We start from the raw sequence: 6,175 nt of genomic DNA, 5'->3' as shown, positions 1-6,175 counted from the left end.
TGCCCCGCCTGCCCGTACGTCGAGAAGGCGCCCGCGTCGTTGTCGCCGACCATCACGATCAGGCCGGGGCCCACGATGGCGAGCAGGGTCTTGAGCCGCGCGGACAGGCCGTGGCGCGGCGTGGTGTCGTCGAGCCGGATGGTACCGAGCGCACCCCTGATGTCGCCGACGTGGGCGTCGTCGAGCACGGCGGTGCGGGTGGTGGTGGGGACCTTCGGGTCCAGCATCACGTTGGTCATGGCAGGGCCTCCCTGCCCCCTTCCTTGAGGGGGCGACAGGGGGCACGCAGCAGCGATCCTCCCTGCGAGAGCGCACGGCGTCGGACCGCACGGCGGCGCTGAGCGGCGGCGGCCGTGAGGGCATGACGGAGCGTCAGACGTCGTGCGTCGGGGCGCGGTTGAGCGCATGACGCAGCGTCAGGTGAACGCGCGCAGGGAAGGTTGTTACCGCGTGCCAGAGGTGATCGAGAGCATGCGGGGGCAGGGGCGACTATGGCCCGGACTATCGCAGTCCATGTCTCTCGCCTCCTCCCGGTCGGGGGCGCACCGTCTGTGCACCGCATCGCGACACGGCAAGGAGCGGACCGGCCCCACGGGACCGGCACACCCCAACTCGTCAGAGCTTTGGCACTCCACGGCGTGTCCAGCCCGATCGGCCGGAAGCCACTTGGGGTCAACCCTTAACTCGGGAAGACCTGTCCTGAACCTGGGCGTCTCTCGACGTCGTCGGGTCAGTGGCCTGTGTCCGTGAAGACGCCTCACCGAACGAGGTGCCTTTCAAATCTCGTCAAGCATAAACCCTCCCCTTCACCCGGATAGCGGCGTTTCGACCGAACTTCGACAGCTTTGTAGAAGCTTGACCAAACCCACCCCTCGACGTGCACCCCCGTCCGGCATATATAGTTCACCGACATATGCAGCTCAACAGCTCACGAGGGGGAAGTGTGTCCCACAGCGATCCGACCCGATCCGCACCCGTCCTGCACCTGGCCAACGTCACCCGGGTGCACGGCCGGGGCGCCGCCGAGGTACACGCCCTGCGCGGCGTCGAACTGGCCGTCCACCCCGGCGAGTTCGTCGCCGTCATGGGCCCGTCCGGCTCCGGGAAGTCCACCCTGCTGACCCTGGCCGGCGGACTCGACGCGCCCAGCGAGGGCGAGATCCTGGTCGAGGGCGTGGCCCTCGGCGGCCTCAGCCGCGGCCGGCTCGCCGACCTTCGGCGGCGCTCCATCGGGTACGTCTTCCAGGACTACAACCTGATCCCCGCTCTCACCGCCGCCGAGAACATCTCGCTGCCCCGCGAACTCGACGGAGTCTCCGGACGCACCGCCCGCCGCGAGGCGCTCGCCGCCCTGGAGGAGCTCGGCATCGGGGAACTCGCCGACCGCTTCCCCGACGACATGTCCGGCGGCCAGCAGCAGCGCGTCGCCATCGCCCGCGCGCTGATCGGCGAGCGCCGCCTCGTCCTCGCCGACGAACCGACCGGCGCCCTCGACTCCGCCACCGGCGAGGCCGTGCTCGCCGTGCTGCGCGCCCGCTGCGACGCCGGGGCCGCCGCGATGATGGTCACCCACGAGGCCGCGCACGCCAGTTGGGCGGACCGGGTGGTCCATCTGAAGGACGGCGCGGTCGCCTCCGAGAGCCACGGGCGGCGCACCGGCAAGCGCCGGCTGACCGCCGAGCCGCTCAGCGCCCCGGCCGACGGCTACGGCCACGCGGCCGACGGGGCCGGGCACTCGGCCACCGGCACCGGGCACGCGGTCGGCGACTTCGGCCACGCGGCCGGCGGCTTCGGCGAGGTGGCCCGATGAGACTCGGCGCCTGGAAGGTCGCCCTGCGCATCGCCCGCCGCGACGCGCTGCGCGCCAAGGGCCGCAGCGCCCTGATCGTCGCCATGATCGCGCTGCCCGTCCTCGGCGTCACCGGCGCCGACGTCGTCCACCGCAGCGGGCAGCTCACCCCGGCCGAACGGGTCGAACGGGTGCTGGGCGGGGCGGACGCCCTCGTCACCTCGCTCGCCCCCGGCCGGGCCGTCGAGCAGGCCCCGGTCGCCGAGGACGGCGCCTTCGCGGCCCAGCCCCGCCCCGGACAACCGCCCACGGCCGAGCAGCAGAAGGCCGCCGGCACCGACCCGGTCACCCTGGTCACCGGGCTGCTGCCGCCGGGCAGCGTGCTCACCTCCGCCCGGCAGGGCCCGGAGACCGGCGCGACCTCCCCCGAAGGCCTGGTCCGCACCCTCACCACCGAGGCCGACCTCACCGACCCGCTCTGGCACGGCCGGCTCAACCTGGTCGACGGCCACGCCCCGGGCGGCCCGCGCGAACTGGCCGCCACCCGGGCCTTCCTCGACAACGCCGGGCTGGCCGTCGGCGGCACCACCACCTTTCCGGGCCTGGAGCGGACCACCTTCACCATCACCGGCGTCGTCGAGCACCCGGACGACCTCCGCCGGGTCGAACTCGTCGCCCAGTCGGGCGCGTTGCTGAGCCAGCTCGCCGCCGCCACGCCTCCCGGCAGCCCGGCCGCGGCACCGCCGGAGCCCGAACGCGGCGCCTGGCTGGTCCGGCTCCCCGCCGGGGCCACCCTCGACTGGGCCAAGGTCCAGGAGTTCAACGCCCACGGCTACACCCTCACCGCCCGCTCGGTCGCGCTCGCCCCGCCGCCGCGCGCCGCCGTCCCCTACTACCGGGACGCCTACCGCTCCTTCGGCCCCTCCGCCGACGACAACACCAAGGTCGTGGTGGCCACCGTCACCGGCATGGGCCTGCTGGAGGTCGCCCTGCTCGCCGGCCCCGCCTTCGCGGTCGGCGCCCGCCGCTCCCGCCGCCAGCTCGCGCTGCTCGGCGCCGCCGGCGGCCGGCGGACGCACGTCGGCGCGGTGGTGCTCGGCGGCGCCCTCGTCCTCGGCGCGGCCGGGGCCGTGGTCGGCTTGGTCCTCGGCGGCGGCCTCGTCGCCGGGCTGCGCCCGTGGATCGAACGGGCCGGCGGCGCCCGCTTCGGGCACTTCGCCCTGCCGCCACTGGACCTGCTCGCGATCGGCGGGATCGGCCTGCTCACGGCGCTCCTCGCGGCCGCGCTGCCCGCCCGGCAGGCCGCCCGCCGCAGCGTCACCGCCGGACTCACCGACCGGGACACCGTCCAGGCCCCGAACCGCTGGGTCACCGTGCTCGGTGTGCTGCTGCTCGCCGCCGGCGCCGCCCTGGCCCTGTACGGCGCGAGCGCGCTGCAACACGGCGGCGTGCCCGTCGTCAGCACCTACGACACCCGCACGCTGACCGTGCTCGGCGGCTCCGTCATCGCCGAACTCGGCCTGCTCGCCTGCACCCCCGCACTCGTCGCCCTGCTCGGCCGGCTCGCCAGGCGGCTGCCGCTCGGCCCCCGACTCGCCCTGCGCGACTCCGCCCGGCACCGCTCGCGCACCGCGCCGGCCGTCGCCGCCGTGATGGCCGCCGTGGCCGGGGCCGTCGCCATCGGCGTCTACAGCACCAGCACCGACGCCGAGAACCGCCGCGACTACCGGCCGCAGGCCCCGTACGGCGCCGTGCAGCTCCTCTCCACCGTCGACGGACCGCAACTCGACGGCCTGCGCGCCGAGGTGGGCAAGCAGCTGACCGACCTGGGGCCGCGCGCCGACCTCGGCGAAGCGGTGTACCAGTTCTGTGCCAACTGCTCCAGCACCGTCCAGCTCAAGGGCACCGTGAACTGGCGCACCGCGTCCGGCCCGCCGCACCTGGCCTCCGGGGACGCCGCCATGCTCCGCACCCAGTTCGGCATCCACGACCCGGCCGCCGAACAGGCCCTGGCCGCCGGGAAGATCCTGGTCTTCGACCGCGCCTTCCTCGCCGGCGACGGCCGGGCGGTGCTCCAGCTGCGTGGCAGCTCCGGCGCGCCGCTCCAGCCCGGCGAGGTCCCCAAGCCCGACCTTCAGGAAATCCCGGCCGACGCCGTCCTGGTCGAGAACCCGACCGCCGCCCGCTTCGCCCAGGGCCTGATCCTGCCCTCGGCGCTGCCCAAGCTCCTGCCCGGGCTCACCGCGAAGCCCACCGGCTCGATCTGGGTGCCCGCCACCCCGCCCGACCGCAAGGCCCAGCAGCGCACCGAGGCCGCCGTCGTCCGGCTCGACCGGGCCGCCCAGCTGGAGGTCGAGCGCGGCTTCCAGTCCCGCGGCGACGCCCTCACCCTGGCCCTCAGCGGCTTCGCCGGACTGGTCGTCCTCGGCGCCGCCGGCATCGCCACCGGCCTGGCCGCCGCCGACTCCCGCCAGGACCAGGCCACCCTGGCCGCCGTCGGCGCACCACCGCGGATCCGCCGCACCATGGCGGGACTGCAGTGCGCGATGATCGCCCTGCTCGGGGCGCTGCTCGGGGCGGTCAACGGCTTCGTCCCCGCGGTGGGCCTGCTGAAGTCCCGGGCGAGCGGGTTCGGCGGCCACCCGGCCCTGATCACCGCCCCCTGGGGCCAGCTGCTGCTGGTCGTCCTGGTGCTCCCGGTGCTGGCGGGGCTGCTCGCCGCCCTGCTGACCCGCTCCCGCATCCCGATGGGGCGGCGGCTGTCCTGACCCCTGGCGCACGCCGGTGCCCGCCCCCCATTCCGGAGGGCGGGCTTCGGCGTGCGCGGGCGACCCGCGCGCGAGAGCGCCGTACCATGGGCGGGTTCTAGCGGGCGAAGGGCGCCGGCGGTCGGCGAGGGAGAGAACGGCGGTGCTGCGCGGGTTCGGCGACCTGGAGGCCGAGATCATGGACCGGCTGTGGTCCTGGGGGCGGCCCGCCACCGTACGCGAGGTGGTGGACGACCTCCAGCGGCAGCGGCCGGTCGCGTACACCACCGTCACCACGGTGGCCGACATCCTGCACACCAAGGGCTGGCTGCGCCGGGACAAGGTGGGCCGGGCCTGGGCGTACGAGCCGACCTGCACCCGGGAGGCGTACACCGCGCGGCTGATGCGCCAGGCGCTGGAGACCACGCCGGACCGGGCGGGTGCGCTGCTGCACTTCGTCGACGGGATGAGCAGCGACGAGGCATCCGCGCTGCTGGCGGCGCTGGAGCAGGTGAAGGCCCGGGACGCCGAGTGACCCTCGCGCTGCTCGGCCTCCACCTGGCCGTGACCGGGGTCCTGCTGCCGCGCCGACTGGCCGGCTCGGCCCGGTTGCAGGCGCGCCCGGCGGCGGGCGCCGCGCTCTGGCTGGCCCTGATGGCCTCCTTCCTGGTCGCGTTGCTGCTGGCGGCGCACCACGCGGTGGAGCCGTTCGCCCACGAGCCGGCCGGGCTGGTCGGACTGTTCCCGCACCCGGAGCCCCCCGGGCCCGTCGCCCCGCACACCCACGACTGGTGGCTGCTGGCCGCCGCCGGGGCCGCGATCGCCACGGTGGTGGCGGCCGTCGGCGTCCGGGCCGGACGGGCGCGCCGACGGCACCGGGCGATGCTGGACGTGGTCGCCGTCCGGGACGGGCGCTGGGGCGCCCTGATCCTGGAGCACGCCCACCCGACCGTCTACTGCCTGCCCGGCCGCAGCTCCCGGGTGGTCCTGTCGCGCGGGGCGCTGCGGCTGCTGGACGACCGGCAGTTGGCCGCGGCGGTGGCGCACGAGCACGGACACATCCGCGGCCGCCACCACCTGTTCCGGCTGCCGGCGGACACCTTCGCCCTGCTGTTCGGCCCGCTGCCGCTGGCCCGGCGCGGGCGGGCGGAGGTGGGGCTGCTGCTGGAGATGGCGGCCGACGACGCCGCGCTGGCGCGGGTGTCGCGCAGCGAACTGGCCTCCGCGCTCTGCGCCCTGGCGACGTCCGGAGCCCCGACGGGCGCCGCGCACGGCGTCGTGCCGGGCACGGCGTACGGCATCGCGCCCGGCGGGTCGCTGGCGGCGTCCGCCACCGGGGTGCTGGCCCGGGTCCGCCGGCTGGCCCGACCGGGGCACGGCCGACGAAGGCGCCAACTGGCCTTCTGGATAGTGGTGTCGGCGCTCCCGCTGCTGCCGTACCTGCTGGCCTGCGCGCCGCACCCGTAGGGCGTCCGCCGTCCCCCGGTCACGATGCCGGGCGGACCCTAGTGTGATGCGCCACAAATCATGAGGGTAAGTTGATACCCTTTTATGGTGTCGCATCCTGGGCCTTCTGCCGTGGTGATCTCGCTGTCTGAGGACGAGCGTGCCGAGTTGCTGCGTCGGGCGGGGTCCTGGG

At 75.3% G+C, this 6,175-nt stretch carries 4 protein-coding genes, 1 pseudogene and 1 riboswitch; of the genes and pseudogenes, 4 read left to right on the top strand and 1 reads right to left on the bottom strand.

The features are described 5' to 3' along the window. Positions 1-239: pseudogene (locus tag AB0P03_RS40505) on the bottom strand (manganese transporter); the annotation flags it as partial. 360 nt (positions 240-599) lie between these two features. Beyond that, a riboswitch (M-box (ykoK) riboswitch) is annotated at positions 600-776 on the bottom strand. Positions 777-913: 137 nt separating this feature from the next. Here AB0P03_RS40505 and AB0P03_RS40500 point away from each other — a divergent pair. From AB0P03_RS40500 to AB0P03_RS40485, 4 genes are all read left to right on the top strand, one after another. After that, positions 914-1,810, top strand: a complete 897-nt coding sequence (locus AB0P03_RS40500) for an ABC transporter ATP-binding protein (protein ID WP_363633745.1) — start codon at positions 914-916, stop codon at positions 1,808-1,810. Next, positions 1,807-4,557, top strand: coding sequence for an FtsX-like permease family protein (locus AB0P03_RS40495; RefSeq protein WP_363633743.1), 2,751 nt, complete (start codon positions 1,807-1,809; stop codon positions 4,555-4,557). Before AB0P03_RS40500 ends, AB0P03_RS40495 begins: the two co-directional genes overlap by 4 nt. Before the next feature lie 145 nt (positions 4,558-4,702). Beyond that, on the top strand, positions 4,703-5,071 hold the full coding sequence (locus AB0P03_RS40490; RefSeq protein WP_363589677.1) for a BlaI/MecI/CopY family transcriptional regulator: 369 nt from the start codon (positions 4,703-4,705) through the stop codon (positions 5,069-5,071). Then, positions 5,068-6,003, top strand: a complete 936-nt coding sequence (locus AB0P03_RS40485; protein ID WP_363633742.1) for a M56 family metallopeptidase — start codon at positions 5,068-5,070, stop codon at positions 6,001-6,003. Before AB0P03_RS40490 ends, AB0P03_RS40485 begins: the two co-directional genes overlap by 4 nt. The last annotated feature ends 172 nt before the right edge of the window (positions 6,004-6,175 follow it).

Origin of the sequence: Kitasatospora sp. NPDC088779 (assembly GCF_040685395.1) — a bacterium.
In the GTDB taxonomy this organism is placed as follows: domain Bacteria; phylum Actinomycetota; class Actinomycetes; order Streptomycetales; family Streptomycetaceae; genus Kitasatospora.
The sequence above is the reverse complement of the archived record's forward strand: the minus strand, read 5'-3'. Positions and strand labels throughout refer to the sequence as shown.

Bases quoted from the DNA above. Each gene is read 5' to 3' on its own strand.
- AB0P03_RS40500 (WP_363633745.1), top strand. From the start codon at position 914: ATGCAGCTCAACAGCTCACGAGGGGGAAGTGTGTCCCACAGCGATCCG.
- AB0P03_RS40495 (WP_363633743.1), top strand. From the start codon at position 1,807: ATGAGACTCGGCGCCTGGAAGGTCGCCCTGCGCATCGCCCGCCGCGAC.